Source organism: Rhodopirellula maiorica SM1 (genome assembly GCF_000346295.1).
Classification (GTDB): Bacteria; Planctomycetota; Planctomycetia; order Pirellulales; family Pirellulaceae; genus Novipirellula; species Novipirellula maiorica.
The window spans coordinates 1-14,897 of record NZ_ANOG01001025.1; the positions used below are offsets into that span (position 1 = coordinate 1).

Genomic DNA, 14,897 nt, shown 5'->3' on the forward strand with positions numbered 1-14,897 from the left:
TAAGAGGTGAGTGGCCGGTGGGAACCGGCCCTACTTTACTGAGCCTCAACAATTCATCGCTAGAAGTCCATCGTGGCGATGCACAGATCGACATTCAGATAGCCATCTCGAAGAAACTGGGCTTTTCGCGCGTGATCACGAGCTAGTTCCCGTTCGATTATCAAACGGGCTATTTTCCCTTTTCGATAGCTGCCTAATTTCGGCAACGTTTGTTTGTGCAGTCGAATCAATTCATCAAATTGTTTCTGCATCGCTGTCGGTTCTTTTTCAATATCTGCTAATAGAAGCTTTGCATGTAGAAGGTGGCGGTGGGCATCGTACTCGTCGATCACGTCGGCATACCCCGCCTGCCAGAGACGTTGGATCTGATCGTACTCCTGCTGACAGAGCACGACGGATTTCCGAAGCTTGGGAAGGCCGGATTGGGAATCCGCTTTGCTGTGAGCGAGGTGATGCTCCGCGACGGTCGTGCGATGCCGCGCACGGTTGAGTTCCATTGCCGACACGGCTCCTTGCTGCTGCAATTTTGTCAAATAGGTCAGCTCATCGTTGTAAAGCTGAACGGCCCGTTCCAGTTGATCGAGGGCGTCAGCGGGCTTCGCTTGCGTGCGGGCCAATAGGTATCGCGAACTCGCTAGGCGTCGCATCGCGATGATCCGTTTCAATTCGGATCCGAATCCCAGTTCGGCCATTCTCTCGTGACGCTCTGACTGTCGGCTGCGTATTTCGACCAGCAAACGAATTTGACGGACAACCTTGGCTTGGTTGTTCTCGGCGAGTGCGAGGTTGTGGCTCGCTATTGCCAAGTGCGCACGAGCCCGATCGACCTCCGCGTCGGAACCGGACTGACGTTCCAATAGGTCAGTTGCGGTTTTTAACTCCGTTTGCAGGAAATCGACGAAAGCTCGCATTTTTTCAATGTGAACCACATTCGGCTCGGCTTCCGGCTCCTCTGCCAATGCCCACAGACCGCTGACCGAAACAACGACAAAACAGAGCCATTTGAAGCGAACAATGGATCGTGAGAAACTCATGGAAATCGGACTCTGGCGTTTGTGCATGCCAAGCAGGAAGACTGCATGGATTTGCTTTTTATTTAGCTGTGGCGAACTCGTAGAGCAGCGCCCCTTCCAAATCGCCACGCTCGTCCGAGCGTGAAAAAGCCAACGATGATCGCAAACACTGTGGCTACGCATGCGCCGACCTTGTCATGCCGCTTGAGCGATGTAAGCTCTCAGCGGAACGCCCTATTTCCTGCGTGGCAATGTTGCTGTGCCATGCTTCGATATTTTCAACCCCCATTGTAAATGATGATACGCACCTCTCTATGCGAACGGTTGGGAATAGACCATCCGATCCTGAACGCGCCGATGAGTCGTACAGCGTCCGCCGAGCTCGCTGCCGCCGTGTCCAATGCGGGTGGACTAGGAATGATCGGCGGGACGACTCGCGGCGGTGCAGACTGGTTACGCCAGCAGATCCGTAGCACGCGAGCACTTACCAATCGGCCGTTCGGTGTCGGCTTTATCTCATCGTTTTCTAATGTCGATGAACTGGTGCAAGTCGCACTAGATGAACGAGTATCGGTCATCAATCACTCGTTCTCCGATCCGACTCCCTATGTCGCTGCAGCACGAGATTGTGGCATTCAAGTATTCGCACAGGTGCAAAGCCTGGAGCATGCGAAGCGGGCGGCCGATGCAGGTGTCGACGCGATTATCGCCCAGGGAGGCGAAGCGGGTGGACACACGGGAACTTTGGGAACAATGGCGTTTGTTCCCGCAGTGGTTGATGCGGTCGGTAATCTTCCCGTGATTGCGGCGGGTGGAATCGCAGATGGACGAGGTTTGGCCGCCGCGCTGATGTTGGGAGCGGTGGGTGTTTCGATGGGGACTCGGTTTGTCGCCAGCCATGAATGGAGTGGCGGATCGTGGGAACAAACGCCTCTACTTGCCGCCAGCACCGACGATACGATTCGAACTGACGTTTACGACCAGATTCGCGGCTCGGAATTTCCCAGCGGCATCGCCGATCGGGTCGTTCGAAACGCGTTCAATAGCAAATGGGAGGGACGAGGCAACGAAATCGAAACCGTTCGAAACGAATTGCAACACGAATTAGAGCTTGCGGCGAGCCAAGGAGACTCCAGTGTGATGGATATCAGCGGCGGTGAAGCGGTGGGGTTAGTTCATCAACTCGAGTCCGCCAGGACGATCGTCGATCGTGTTGTGGATGAGGCTATGCGACTGCTACGAGACAATGCAGCTAAGTACGTTGATCCGACTGGGTGAGGAGTTGGGAGTTGGGAGTTGGGAGAATTGAAAAAGTTAAATTGACAATTGTAAATTTTAAATTGAATGAGCACTTCCCGCGGCTCACGCCGTGGGCTACATCCTGACGTCCCTATCGGGACTGGTTCATGCTGATTCACTCGCAAAACCGTAGGACGTGGTGGCGCTAGGCAATCGTTCGGAAAAATACTTCGTCGTTTCAAATGTTCTCGGAAGGACACGAGCCCTACGGTGTAAACACTGCGTTCCAAACGATTTGTAACAAAATTCTGATGGCGAACTTATTGCCGAACGTTTTTTTGGTAGCGGAACGGCGCGAGCCGTCCGGTTTGAATCGGCCGTTTTACTCGCTGCGACCGGGCGGCTTGCGCCGCACCGCTATGTAAGGCCAGTGTCAACACTTTACTGGATTTACCCTTCTTAATCTTAATCGTCTTCGGCTGCCTGCGAGCGAGCGGGGGATTGCTCGGACGGGATTAAGATTACGAGTAAGATTAGGATTAAGAAGTGAGAGTTGGTGGGGTGGGAACCGGGGGGGCTACTTCACTTTGCGATGTGCCGCGCAGGATCGAGGGGGAACACGAGGGTTGTTCCATCCGCCACTGGTCAGGTTAGCAGGAACATGGCGAAGGCTATTGTCACGCTGGTGAGCAGCGAAAAGACGATGACGATCGCAAAGATAGTGGCCCGCATGCGAGGAAACAGGTCTTCAGCAACCCGCTTGCCATCGACCAGCACGTTGACTCGGTGTGCCGCGTCCAGTTCGACTTCGACTTGATGTACTTCTCGCTCGCCGACCTGCATACGACACGGTCCTCGCTGGACCGGCGTCGCGTTGCCTGCGGCGTCAACGACGTGTGTTTGCAGGCCTCGCAGGAGCGACGTCTCCACGGTCACCGTGTGAATCTCCTGCTGGCCCACTTGGATCGCTCGCCGCCGACACATCAGCGAGTCAACATCGACCGGAGGCGGTGCGTAGGGATTGGTGCTTTGCATGATTTGGGTCAAAGATTCTTAATCCTAATCTTACTCTTAATCCTAATCTTCTTTCGGGCGTGGACGGGCGGGTGCGGGGGGAACTTGCTCGGACGGGATTATGATTATGAGTAGGATGAAGATTAAGAAGGGGATGGTTGGAGGGGGCGATTTCAATCGATGCAGATTGCAAATCGTTGGCCCGGGGAAGATAGTTGGTGGATTCGTGATGCCACAGTAATCAAGGATCAAAATTCTTAATCCTAATCTTTTTTCGGTGGTGGACGGGCGGACGCGGGGGGATTGCTCGGACGGGATTAAGATTAAGAGGTGAGTGGTTGTTGGCGGTTGGTCTGGGCGGCTTATGGGATTTCATCCAGTCCTTGTCGCCTAGCTGACTAGCGGCGAGCCAATACGAACTCGCCGTCGTTTTCTTTCGCTAGACGCTGAAGCGCATCGGTTGTTTTTGTGTCGCCCATCGCGATGGTGTGGATGCGAGCCTTGCGGGTGCGGGTCGAGTTGAGTTCGCTGATGCGGTCCGCCGTTTTTGGAGCGAACTCGCCATCGGTCAAGACAAAGATCTCGTCAGGTTGCATCGAGAGTGCCTGCGCGACGGCAGGAAATGGATCGGTGCCGCCTGCGGGGCGATATTGCTGCACCCAATGGATCCCGAGTTGCTTGTTCTCGGGAGTGGCAATTTGCAGGTCTGCTGCGAGTGTGTCGAGATTGCTTCCAAAGAAGACGATCCCGAATTCGACACCCGGATTGAGCGATTCTAAGGTGGCGGTCAATTCGTTGGTGAGTTTCTGCCATCGCGAAGGATATCCCAGTTCGCGAGGATCTCGCATGAATAATTTTTGATCTTTTGCATCGAGGCCTATCCTGCGGGCTTCTGCGAGTTTGTCTTCCGTCCGCGTCAGCCCCAATGCCCTCTGCATGCTGGCTGATGCGTCGGCGACAAACATGATCTTTCCGCCATTGATCGGAATGCTAAAGTATCCTGCCCCTCCTGAATCTTCACCCGTTCCTGTGTCCGCTTCGGCTCCGCTGTCGCCTTGTGCTTCACCTTGCGAGCCGTGCTGCGAGTCCGCAACAGCGGCCTGAGAAGTAATTGGGGTCAATCGCAATGTCGGTAGCTTCATGGGCCATGCCACAGCGGCTGGGAGTGACGAGGCGGATGACACATTTGGTAGTTCCACGTCGTTGATTTTGGGACTCAGATCCACATCCACTTTCGACTCACGGAGCTCCAGGATTTCCAGCGGTGTCTCCGGTAGAGGCTCGATACGCGTCAGCGGTACATGGGGAGATCGGCTGTCCAGTCGCGTCTTAAGTACAAGCGTTTCCACCTCAGCGGGTGCAGTGATTGTCAGCGCGAGTGCTAACAACAGCACGAGGTGAACAAGGGTCGAAGCTAAATACGATTTGTAACGACGGGGACGCGGATTAGGCGAAACTAAAGCTTGCGGCTGCACCGGAACGGCAATAAAACTCGGGCCATTTCGCGATGATTCGCTGGACGAGGCCAGGATGTCGTCGCTGCTTTGCGGAGGAGAGCCTGCGGCATTGATGGAGTTGACTCGAAGCATGTTGCGACAGCGAGGTTGATCATCGAATTCGAGGGACGTGTTTTCGATCCGTCTCGATTGTAGCCCCTGAGATGAGTGAGGAGAAGCGAAATGGGGGCAAACGTTGTCGTCGATCCGACTGGCGTGCTCGTCAGCGCTGAGTGCGGGTGCAACGGCATGAAAATCGCAGGTTGCGAGAGTGGCCGCGTGCAATGCGATGCGTCTGTGCACTTGGCGCTAAACACACTCTTTTTACTCGTCTACGGTTGTTCGTGATCGAGGGGGGATTGCGCGGTCGGGATTTACAGGAAAATGAGATGACAGGAAAATGAAAAAGCTATCGTCGCGATCAGTGAATTTTTCTGTCGCATAAATCTTTCTGTCTTTGGCTAATCGAACGTCGGCTGCGGGAAGAATAAGTGAGCGGCAGAAGAACTGCCGGGCTCGTCGCGATCCGTTCGGTTTGAGTCGTCCGTTTTGCTCGCTGCAACCGGGCGGCTTGCGCCGCTCCGCTAAATAAACCGGCGTTATCTGGCAGCGATTTGCTGAATACACCATTCATAATATTAATATTAATCTGCTACGGTTGTCGACGACTGAGTGGAGGTGCGCGGTCGGGATTACGATTAAGAGTAGGATTAAGATTAATAGTTGCTTGATTGAGAGAGTCGTTCGGTGGAGGTTTGGCTCCGTCTGACACGAATGTCGATTGACCAGTAGGAACCGGCCCTAGTAAGTGCAGCACACACAAGGTGAATCGAAGTGCTGCAATCTAGACGCTTGCACCTGAGCGGCGTTCCCTATGCACAATGGAATTGGTAGCTTGCGTGAACCTGCACTGGGAATGACCGTTTGAACTTTTGATTGATAAGGGGAACGACGCATGAAGGTTTTTCGGTTAACGCGTATCGCTATTGCCGCTCTTGTCACGATTGTGGGTGGGTTGTCGCGTTGCGGTGCGGAAGAAGCAGTTGAAGACAAGACGGGAAAAGTGTTCGCCGGACTCGCGGATTTGGCCAGCCAGGAAAGTGATGTCACGCAGCGATATGCGCTATTGGTGACAGGCGAAAAGCATTTGCTTGAGCCGGGGAAGCCGCCTGTCATACGGCCGTTCCACAAGCTGCGGATCGTTGCTTCCAAACGCCGGTTCGATTACATGGCGTTTGATGACATCCTTCCAATGGAGGCGACGGGAAGACCGAAGGACTATCACAACTGGACCGAAATCGTCCGCTGTGATGGAAATTTGAAGGCATACGCTGGCAAAGCCACCAAACCAAATCGGTATCGGACCAAGCCGGATTTAGTATCCGCGCCGGACTTTTTGCGTGAAAATTTTATACGTGGTAGCTACGTTGATCCATTTAACGATATCTTGCTTTTTGCGACCGCCTTTCAGAGTCATGCCGCAGACAATGGAGCTGTCGAGGAGATTTTTTTGCGGAAAGCCAAGTTCGTTTCTTCAAACGTGGTGCTCAATGACAACGTCCAGAGCAAATGGACACTCAAACTCGGTGACTACGATCTGCGCGTCACGTTGCTGCAAGGAGCTGCATCATCTTATTTGCCAATCGAGGTGAAGTACGAGTCGGTGGGGCCGTATCGGAAGGATTTCTTCAGCCACACCCGCATCGAGTGGGTGGAGCAGTCAGAGCATTGGCTGCCACGGCGAGTGGAATGTGCCAGCCCGACCTATCGAGGCGACAAGCAGGTTGTGAATAAGTTTTTTATGAAGTTCGACTGGATCGTCGGAGATGAGGTGCCGGATGATTTTGTGCGCTGCAACAGCGACGACTTTCGTCGACCGCTGCTGGATCATTTTGAGGTGGAATATGATTTTATCGCACACGGTAGAACCTTTTATGCGAAGCCGTGGCAGCGTCCCGATGATTTATACATGGGTCAGAAACGTCGCGCGGAAGTCAAGTGATGTTTGAGGGACGGATGTCGCCGACAGAAAATTACGCCGCCATTGGTGGAAGAGGTGGAAGCGTATATCCATGAGTTGCTTCTTCGTTACTTCTTCCCCGACGAAGGAGGCTGCCGATTTAGTTAGCGGATGCACCGGCCAGCGGCCGACACACTGTCAGCCGATGTGTCGCCCGCTGGGCTATGTTTTCCGGCCTTTACTAACCGGCGGCTTACGCCGCCGGCAGAGAGTGTATCGGCCTCCGGCCTGTGGTAGATGCGATCACTTCAGCAGTCTCAACGAAGTTGGTAGGGACTGGCCTTGGTGCAGACGCGTGCAACGGATTGTTCTCCTGTCACCCCCAGGACCTCTGTTCACAAATTCGGATTGAGTTTGTGGGGAGAGGGAAGCCAGTGCGAGATATGCTAGGAGCTGATGCCTCGATTTATTGATCGCACGTCGCTATGCAAGCAGCCGGCCAATAGGAACCGAGGGGGCTCTCACATCGCGTTATGATCGCAGAGCGATCAACGACATTGGCAACACCGTAGTCAAAAAGGGAATTCTGGCGAATTCTACTACGGACACTTATTGATCGCACGATCCTAAGCGAACTGGTTTGCCAGGACTTGCATCGTTTCGCGTTGCCGCTTTTGCACGAATTGGCGGGCAGCTTCGGTCTTGGCTTTCGCGGCGGCGAAATCGCTGGCCATTGCGACGACGGCGTCGGGGATCTTTGCGGATTGTTCTTCGTCGTCGAGGTCGAACAACCAATCCCCCAGCCCGATGTCTTGCCACATGAACCCTTTGCTCGTCTGCTCGGCGAACCGACACACGATCGCGGGGATGCCGTTGCCGACTGCCATGATCGGCGAATGCATCTCGCTGCCAAACAGCCCCGCACTGCGAACATAAACACTCAGTGCTTCGTTGGTCAGCCAAAAGTTTTCTCGCCAAACCACTCGCGGCTTCACATCCGCAGGCAGTTTGTCGTACAAGTTTTCTTTGCCCACCTTCATCTGCGTCATGTCCTCGGGACAGAGCAGGACCTTCAAGTCGGTTTCGCGAACCACGCGAACGATCGACTCCAGGATCGGAGCGTGATCTTGCTCCTTCATCGTTTCGTTATGCGCATGCCGCTTGGGATCGATCGCACGTTTCTTGCTAGGGATCGTCCAGTACGGGGTGAACCGCAATCGTGATTGGCAACACAAGAATTTTCCATCCTCCAATTCATTGGCGGCGAGGAACTCGGTCGCGGCAGCGTCGTCACGCAAATCACAAGCGAACGCACCGTCGGGCCCGAATTCCATCACCGGGCAATCGACGCCTTGTTCGTTTGCCAATGCCAACGACACCGAATCGCGAAAAAATACGAACTTCGCCTTACTGAGCAGTTCCTTGTCATCACCGGAGAAAAACGAGCCGTGCGTGATTCCGTAGACGCCGAACGGTTTGCCGGTGTGTTTAACGTAGGCGGCGACATCGCGAGCGGCGACCAGGGACGGGCCTGATCCATGCAGCAAAAATTCGGACCACTCGATCGCGTCTTGCAGTTCGGCGCCAGACGCCTTGCCATCGCTGCGGATCGATCCTTTGACAATTTTCAAATTCGGGAATCGTCCATGTTCCATCGCGGCGACCTCATCGGTCAAATCGCCCGAAGCCCACAGGATGACCTCGGCGTCGGGCAGATGTTTTTCGATTAGCGCCAGCACGCCGGGCGTATGCGCGATGTCGCCGATGTTGACCACTTGCCACGACGAACGCAGCAGGATGCGAGGCCGCTGTGATTTAGCAGCGAATGCAGGACTCGCTAGCGATGTCGTTAGCGTCGCCGCCAACGTGGATTGTAGAAAGGTACGTCGTTGGATCATGGTAGTGTTTACTCGATTTTAAGTAGCGAAACTCGCAGAGAGTTTCGGCAACGATGGTCAGGTTTGGTAGCGGAATTCGTCAAGAGTTTGTTGATTTAATCGAAATGTGAATTGCCGTTGTGAGCCGTGGGCCGTAAGTGAACGTCCGGCTTAGGCCAGAGGCCGATACATCCTCTGCCGTGGCCGTAAGGCCACGGGATGTAGCGAATGAGCTGCCAAGGCCGGAGGCCGACACAATGACTGTGTAAATGTGTCGGCCTCCGGCCTTGGATTTGCTGCATTCCAAACCGGTGGTTACCACCACCGGCATGAATTGTACCGGCCTCCGGCCTTAAAAAAAACGAATGCGAGTTGTTAGTGTCACCCTAAGCCGGACGTTCTCGTAAGCCACCGGGTCGTGCACGGGACCCGGCCGCTGACGCGTCGCGGCTCATTAATTCAACAAGCCGTTGGCGACTTCCGCTACAGGAAGACTGTTCGGACTTGACAGGCTGGAAGCCTATCCCACATTGGTTCACTTTTGGATTGCATCATACACGCAGATCTTTGGGAAGTGTATTAGCGGGGCGTGGCTGAGGATACTTGTGAGTTTAATGCTTCGATGTTGGCGGCTTGATGTAGCCGCATCATCTCGGCGTCGCTGATCGCTCGGTCGAATACGGCGAGGCCTCCGAAGCGACCGATTGTGGCTTCGCGTGTGAACGATCCGACGGCGTAACGAGCACCGACGGTAAAGTCCGATCCGCCGCCCGGTTTGGTCGTGGCATGCTTCACCGCGTCGTAACCGAAAATGCCTCGGCCGTGGTAATACGGGTTCATCCCGCGGTCTTTGCCGTCGGGGCCTTCGCTGGTGAAGTAGCGATCGTTGCGACGGTCTTTCACCGCATCAAGTTCTCGTTTGTCCAGCACGCCGTTGATGTACGCACGGATGTATTCGCCGTCATAGGTGAATCCCAATGTGCACCAGCGATCGGTCGGCACGGTTTGCCGGGTCGCGGCGTAATCAGCACACCACGGAAACGCACTGCCGTCGGCTCGCCGCGTCACTCCGCCTTCGCTGGAGATATGAGGGACCAGCTGATTCGGCCCGCCATAAGTCGGCATGTTCATCAACAGCGAGTATTGACGCGTGCCCGAATCGTCATTCGCTCCTTTGCCCTCACTCCACATTCCCGCGATCGTCCGGCTCTGACGCAAGTTGTGGATGTTGACGACCGCAAACATGCTGACCTCGGCATCGGGGCCATGAATGTTCAAGTCACCCGTCTCGGCATACGGGATTTTGAAGTACTGTTTACCGTTCAGGTCAGCGGCATAGCCCGAAAATGGACCACCCTCGACTCGCTGAATCGGTCCGTCGACTTCGGCCAATGGATAGGTCTGCGCGGTGCCGATTGATTTCCGTGGCTGTCCCGTGGGCTCGCCAAACGTCCAGAAAGCAACCAGTCCAGGCATCTGGGTAACAACGCTCGCATCGCCGCTGGGGCGTGTGTATTTTGATGCGGGAGTGTCGGCGTAGGTCGCGGTGCAGATCAGGATTGCGAGGATTGCGTTGAGGAAGATTTTCATAGCGGGCGAAGGGAAGGAGGAAGGAGGAAGGAGGGAGTGGGGAGTGGGGAGTGGGGAGTGGATGACAGGCTGGAAGCCTATCCCACTTGGTTACTCGGGCCAATGCTGGCCGATCTTTTGTTTTAGGAAGTCGACGCTGCGGGCGAGTTGGTCCATGCCGTCGACACCGTCTTCGATACTGATCCAGCCGTCGAAGCCGACTCGTTTCAGTTCGCTGAAGATTGCATCGTAGTCGTTCAGGCCTTTGCCGATCTCGCCATGACGCAGTCGTTTCGCGTAGCCGACCGCGCCGCCTTCTTCGCGTCGCAGATCCTCCAGCGTGCCTTCGGCGAGATAACGGTCGCTGGCGTGCATTGTCACAACGCGATGCGAAACTCGCTTCAGCAGCTCGATCGGATCTTCGCCTGCCAGGTAGGTGTTACTCGGATCATAGTTAACGCCAAAGTGCGGGTGATCAATGCGGTCGACAATCTGACAGAAAATATCCATTTTCTGAGCAAACTCGGGATACTCCCAAAAATCATCCTTGTAGTGGTTTTCAATGATCAGTGTGATGCCCCGTTCAGCGGCATGCGGCAAACATGCTTCGATCGACTCGACGGCATATTTGACGCCTTCGTCAATCGTCAACTCGGGCCGCCGTTGGCCGCTGAGTACGCGGCAGAACGAACCGCCAAGCGTGTGAGTCATCTCGATCCAGCGTTTCTGTTTAGCGATTTCTTGCTCGCGAAAGGCCACGTCGGGGTGGGTAAAGTCGGGGGAGCAGCACATCATCGGGATGACTTTGCCGTGCCCTTCAACCTGCTCGCGAAACCGCGACCAATTCGATTCGTCCGCCATTTCTAAAAATCCGGCGTACCACTCGAGCCCCTGGATATCGAGTTTCGCGGCAAGTTCAATCCACTCGGACACCCTCATCGTGCCGTCTTTGCAGAGCGGTTGCATGAACGCTTTGGGAAAGGCCGCCAGTTTTGGTGTCGGTGTTGGCATTGCTCGATTGGATGATGAGGATATGTTGTTGATTTGTAGTGGATCATTGCTAATGATCCTGCATGCCGGGGGCTCCAACAAAATCCAACTAAGGAACCCTTCTTATTTACCTCGGGGGGCTGCAATTGTGAGCCGTGAGCCGTGGGCCGTAAGGCACCGGGTACCTTCCGAGACCCGGCCGCTTACGCGTCGCGGCTCAATGGATCATCACATGCGACAACGCTTTTACACCGGCGTCAGTACCGCTTTCACCACTTCGCCGCGATGCATCTTTTCGAACGCTTCGTGCCACTGGGTGATCGGCCAGATGCCACCGATGATCGGTTTGACGTCTAGCTGGCCACTGCTTAGTAACGCGATCACCCGTTCCCAGATCGGCCAGTTGTGACTGAAACTGCCTTGCAGTCGCACATTCTTCTGTACCAGTGGATCGAGGTTAAACCCCAGCGGTTGCGGGCCCCAACCGACTTTCGAGATCCAGCCGGCGGGACGAACCAGTTCCATCGCAATCTGCAGCGTGATACTGGCGCCGGCAGCGTCGATGACGCCGTCGCACCCGAGACCATCGCGATCAAACGCCCACGGTTTCGCATCGCCGATGATCGTTTCACAGCCATATTGTTTGGCGATTTCCAGTCGATGACGGTCGGATTCGAGTCCGACCAGTGCGACTTCGGCGCCACACAATCGAGCCATCGCGGCGCATAGGATCCCGATCGTGCCAGGGCCCAGAACGACGATGCGGTCGCCGGGTTCAATCGAAGCGTTTTTCACTACCGCGTTGTAGGCGACACAGCACGGTTCGGTCAGACAAGCGTGTTCAAACGGCAAGGCGTCGGGAATGGCATGCAGGATCCGTGCAGGGACGCGGACGAACCGAGTCATCGCGCCGTTCACCCCGTAACCGAAACCTTTGCGAGTCGGATCGAGGTTGTACAGTCCTCGGCGTGACATTGGGTTTTGTGGATCGATGATCGCGGCGGTTTCGCTGACCACGCGGTCGCCTTCGCTCCAGCCCTCGACGTTCGCACCAAGCTCAACAATGTTTCCGCCGAATTCGTGCCCGAGCACGACGGGATAATTGACGGGCCACGAGTGGTCCGCAGTCCACTGGTGCAGATCGCTGCCACAGACGCCGACGTTAGCGACCTGCAGCAGCACATCGTCGGCCCCGATCGCTGGCCGATCGATCTCACGAATTTCGACGCATCCTTTTTCAGGAGCATAGTTCACCACCGCAGCTGATTTCATCATTTCAACGTTTCCAAAAAAAGTGGGATAGGCTTCCAGCCTGTCATCAGCCCTCCCATCCCTCGTCTTCTCCCGTCTCCCGTCTCCTCACTCCTCACTCCTCACTTTTTCCCCTTTCCCCTCTCCATGCACGGCATCGCAGATCAACCGCAGCGAAGACTCCAGATCGCCATCGGCGGTTTTAAACGAATCGGCATCGATCGTCAGCGGGGCGCCCAGCACGACCAGCGGTGCGCCGTACGCCGGACACTGGATCGCTTGTTCTAAACTCAGTCCGCCCACCGCTTGCACCGGAACTTTGACGGCCTCGCAGACTTCGCGGAGTTGGTCCAGCGGACTTGGCATTCGCTGGCCGCGAGCGGCGATGCCACGCCGCTCGTCGTACCCGATGTGATGGATGACAAAGTCGCAGCCGAGATCTTCAAGCCATTTCGCGCCCGCGACCATGTCATCGCAGACCATATTGTCGCCCATCACTTTGACGCCAAAATCTTTTCCTGCTTTGACGACACAGCGGACGGTTTCCGCGTGTGCTCGAGCCATCACGACGACATGAGTCGCGCCAGCGCCAGCCATCATTTCGGCTTCCAGATAGCCGCCGTCCATCGTTTTCAAGTCCGCAACGATCGGCACCTCCGGAAACTCGATGCGCAGCGCCCGCACCCCATGCAGTCCTTCGGCCAGGATCAGTGGCGTGCCGGCTTCGAGCCAATCGACGCCAGCGCGAATCGCCAAGTGCGCCGTCTCGATCGCCTCGGCGATGTTGGTCAAGTCGAGTGAGATTTGAACGATCGGCTTCATGTTTCGGGGAGAGTGGGGAGTGGGGAGTGGGCTTTTAGTTTAGGGGGTGTTGGGAGGGCTGTGTTGCGTGAGCGTTGGGAAATTCGGGTCGTAATTCGTAGCGAATGTCGCCAAGACTTTCGGCAAGTTAGTTAATAAAAACGGTGATTGCATTGTCGATATAATGAGCCTTGTAGGCTCGGCCAAACGTTCGCGATTTGACGCAGAGAGAGGGGCATGAAGCATGCGTCTGATATTGATTTCGGTTGCATTGATGGTGTCATACGGGAGTGAGGCAACTGGCGGTGATCTGACGCTTCGCATTCAGTATGACGGCGAGCTACCGGTTCCGGAGGCGATCCAGGTCGACAAGGACGCTGAGTTCTGTGGCCAGCATCCGTTGATTGACGAAAGTCTGCTGGTGAATCCTCAGGATCGTGGGATCAAGAACGTGGTCGTCTATCTTGACACGGGACGTGGCGGGAGCGAGGTCGCAAAGGTCCCGCCGCTCAATAGAACTCACACGTTGACCAACAAGCATTGTCGATTCGATCCGCACATTGTTTTGATGCAAGCGGGTGACACGCTTCAAATCACAAATTCGGATTCTGTCGGTCACAACGCCAACATCTCATGGTTCCGTAACCCGGCATCCGGGCTGTTGATTCCGCGGAACGGAGTACGCCGAATGAAACTTGATCTGCCGGAACCGGCGGCTGTGCCCGTCGAGTGTAATATTCACCCGTGGATGAGAGCCTATGTGTTGGTGTTAGAGCATCGTTACGTCGGAGTGAGTGACGAGCATGGCAAATTGGTCATCCGAGACCTGCCAGAGCAAGAGCTCATCTTTCGGCTGTTTGTCGAATCGGCAACGCGTCCACTGGGGACGGTGAAGGTCAATGGAGAGCCGCAGAATTGGTCACGCAACCGGTTCCACTACAACATTCGTGAAGGCGAGAATGCTTTGGGTACTGTAACGCTAACCGCCGACCACTTCGGCCGTCGCTGATTGGACGATGCCTGTTTCCCTCTCTTGTGATCTGACCCATCCGTCTTACGTTCTGTGGACTCGCTGCATCGCGGATTGGATCAAGTGCGCCATTGCCATCACGACGATCCAGGCGGTTAGCAGTATGGCGGTGAAGTAGGCTCCGTAGCACCCAATGAACCACCATCCATCGGATGCGTAATATTCGCCCTGCTCGATCGCATGAGGACTGGCGTGCTGCGTGACAAAAATTGCGAGTGATGCCAGTAACGCCGAAATGACGAGTGAGACGGTGAGCCAGGTGAACAGCGGCCGCCAACTTTTCGTTACCAGCCAGCGAAACAAATGGATGCTCGCCACCACCGCGGGTAGGGTAACGAGCCCGAGCGTCATTTTTGAGACAAGGTCCGCCTGGTTCATGACCGGAGCGTCAATCAGCAACGCAATCAGCGGCATCGCGGCGACCAGCGGCGACAGCAATAGCCAACGCAAACTCCATTGCCGCGACTGAAATGATCGCAGCAGGTAGATGCCGGGCAGGTAGAACAGCATCACGCAGTAAAAGACTGCCCATACAACCCGAGTCGGTAGGTTCGCGAGTTCGCTGGGGCGAAGGTTCCAGGGCAGCGGGTGGCTTTCGCGCGGTGATGTCTTTGCAGAGTTTAGCGTCGCACTTACCCTTGTTTGCATTGCAGCGTT

12 protein-coding genes are annotated in these 14,897 nt (G+C 55.4%); 3 read left to right on the top strand and 9 right to left on the bottom strand.

From position 1 onward, the window contains the following. Positions 1–59: 59 nt before the first annotated feature. On the bottom strand, positions 60–1,034 hold the full coding sequence (locus RMSM_RS33135) for a hypothetical protein (protein WP_144058136.1): 975 nt from the start codon (positions 1,032–1,034) through the stop codon (positions 60–62). 273 nt (positions 1,035–1,307) lie between these two features. Between RMSM_RS33135 and RMSM_RS33140 the strand changes: the two genes are divergently transcribed. Next, positions 1,308–2,291 (top strand): NAD(P)H-dependent flavin oxidoreductase, encoded by a 984-nt coding sequence (locus RMSM_RS33140; protein ID WP_040770795.1) that lies wholly within the window; start codon positions 1,308–1,310, stop codon positions 2,289–2,291. A gap of 606 nt (positions 2,292–2,897) precedes the next feature. On the opposite strand, the gene RMSM_RS33150 is transcribed toward RMSM_RS33140, so the two are convergent. Further along, entirely contained in the window at positions 2,898–3,287 is a 390-nt protein-coding gene (locus RMSM_RS33150; RefSeq protein ID WP_008708092.1) for a hypothetical protein, read from the bottom strand. 377 nt (positions 3,288–3,664) lie between these two features. Continuing rightward, a complete protein-coding gene (locus RMSM_RS33155) occupies positions 3,665–4,855 on the bottom strand; it encodes a vWA domain-containing protein (RefSeq protein WP_144058137.1) in 1,191 nt (396 codons plus the stop codon). An 862-nt stretch (positions 4,856–5,717) separates the two neighbouring features. On the opposite strand from RMSM_RS33155, the gene RMSM_RS33160 reads away from it, so the two are divergent. Beyond that, a complete protein-coding gene (locus RMSM_RS33160) occupies positions 5,718–6,764 on the top strand; it encodes a hypothetical protein (protein ID WP_008708098.1) in 1,047 nt (348 codons plus the stop codon). 584 nt (positions 6,765–7,348) lie between these two features. On the opposite strand, the gene RMSM_RS33165 is transcribed toward RMSM_RS33160, so the two are convergent. The 5 genes from RMSM_RS33165 to RMSM_RS33185 form a co-directional block, all read right to left on the bottom strand. Next, positions 7,349–8,620: a polysaccharide pyruvyl transferase family protein gene (locus RMSM_RS33165; protein ID WP_008708101.1), complete on the bottom strand. Its 1,272-nt coding sequence runs from the start codon at positions 8,618–8,620 to the stop codon at positions 7,349–7,351. 558 nt (positions 8,621–9,178) lie between these two features. Then, a complete protein-coding gene (locus RMSM_RS33170; RefSeq protein WP_008708102.1) occupies positions 9,179–10,189 on the bottom strand; it encodes a hypothetical protein in 1,011 nt (336 codons plus the stop codon). Positions 10,190–10,279: 90 nt separating this feature from the next. Beyond that, complete coding sequence (locus RMSM_RS33175; protein WP_008708104.1) at positions 10,280–11,179, bottom strand: sugar phosphate isomerase/epimerase family protein; 900 nt, start codon at positions 11,177–11,179, stop codon at positions 10,280–10,282. 225 nt (positions 11,180–11,404) lie between these two features. Beyond that, the gene (locus RMSM_RS33180; RefSeq protein WP_040770799.1) at positions 11,405–12,430 is read right to left on the bottom strand and encodes a zinc-binding dehydrogenase; all 1,026 of its coding nucleotides are present in this window, start codon (positions 12,428–12,430) and stop codon (positions 11,405–11,407) included. 87 nt (positions 12,431–12,517) lie between these two features. Further along, complete coding sequence (locus tag RMSM_RS33185; RefSeq protein ID WP_008708109.1) at positions 12,518–13,231, bottom strand: orotidine 5'-phosphate decarboxylase / HUMPS family protein; 714 nt, start codon at positions 13,229–13,231, stop codon at positions 12,518–12,520. Between the two features lie 223 nt (positions 13,232–13,454). Between RMSM_RS33185 and RMSM_RS33190 the strand changes: the two genes are divergently transcribed. After that, positions 13,455–14,219, top strand: coding sequence for a cupredoxin domain-containing protein (locus RMSM_RS33190; RefSeq protein ID WP_008708111.1), 765 nt, complete (start codon positions 13,455–13,457; stop codon positions 14,217–14,219). A 45-nt stretch (positions 14,220–14,264) separates the two neighbouring features. On the opposite strand, the gene RMSM_RS33195 is transcribed toward RMSM_RS33190, so the two are convergent. Further along, positions 14,265–14,897 (bottom strand): hypothetical protein (locus RMSM_RS33195; protein ID WP_236622404.1); only part of this gene is annotated, 633 nt, incomplete at its 5' end.

Bases quoted from the DNA above. Each gene is read 5' to 3' on its own strand.
- RMSM_RS33155 (WP_144058137.1), bottom strand. From the start codon at position 4,855: ATGCTTCGAGTCAACTCCATCAATGCCGCAGGCTCTCCTCCGCAAAGC.
- RMSM_RS33170 (WP_008708102.1), bottom strand. From the start codon at position 10,189: ATGAAAATCTTCCTCAACGCAATCCTCGCAATCCTGATCTGCACCGCG.
- RMSM_RS33165 (WP_008708101.1), bottom strand. From the start codon at position 8,620: ATGATCCAACGACGTACCTTTCTACAATCCACGTTGGCGGCGACGCTA.
- RMSM_RS33140 (WP_040770795.1), top strand. From the start codon at position 1,308: ATGATGATACGCACCTCTCTATGCGAACGGTTGGGAATAGACCATCCG.
- RMSM_RS33160 (WP_008708098.1), top strand. From the start codon at position 5,718: ATGAAGGTTTTTCGGTTAACGCGTATCGCTATTGCCGCTCTTGTCACG.
- RMSM_RS33180 (WP_040770799.1), bottom strand. From the start codon at position 12,430: ATGAAATCAGCTGCGGTGGTGAACTATGCTCCTGAAAAAGGATGCGTC.
- RMSM_RS33135 (WP_144058136.1), bottom strand. From the start codon at position 1,034: ATGAGTTTCTCACGATCCATTGTTCGCTTCAAATGGCTCTGTTTTGTC.
- RMSM_RS33185 (WP_008708109.1), bottom strand. From the start codon at position 13,231: ATGAAGCCGATCGTTCAAATCTCACTCGACTTGACCAACATCGCCGAG.
- RMSM_RS33175 (WP_008708104.1), bottom strand. From the start codon at position 11,179: ATGCCAACACCGACACCAAAACTGGCGGCCTTTCCCAAAGCGTTCATG.
- RMSM_RS33190 (WP_008708111.1), top strand. From the start codon at position 13,455: ATGCGTCTGATATTGATTTCGGTTGCATTGATGGTGTCATACGGGAGT.
- RMSM_RS33150 (WP_008708092.1), bottom strand. From the start codon at position 3,287: ATGCAAAGCACCAATCCCTACGCACCGCCTCCGGTCGATGTTGACTCG.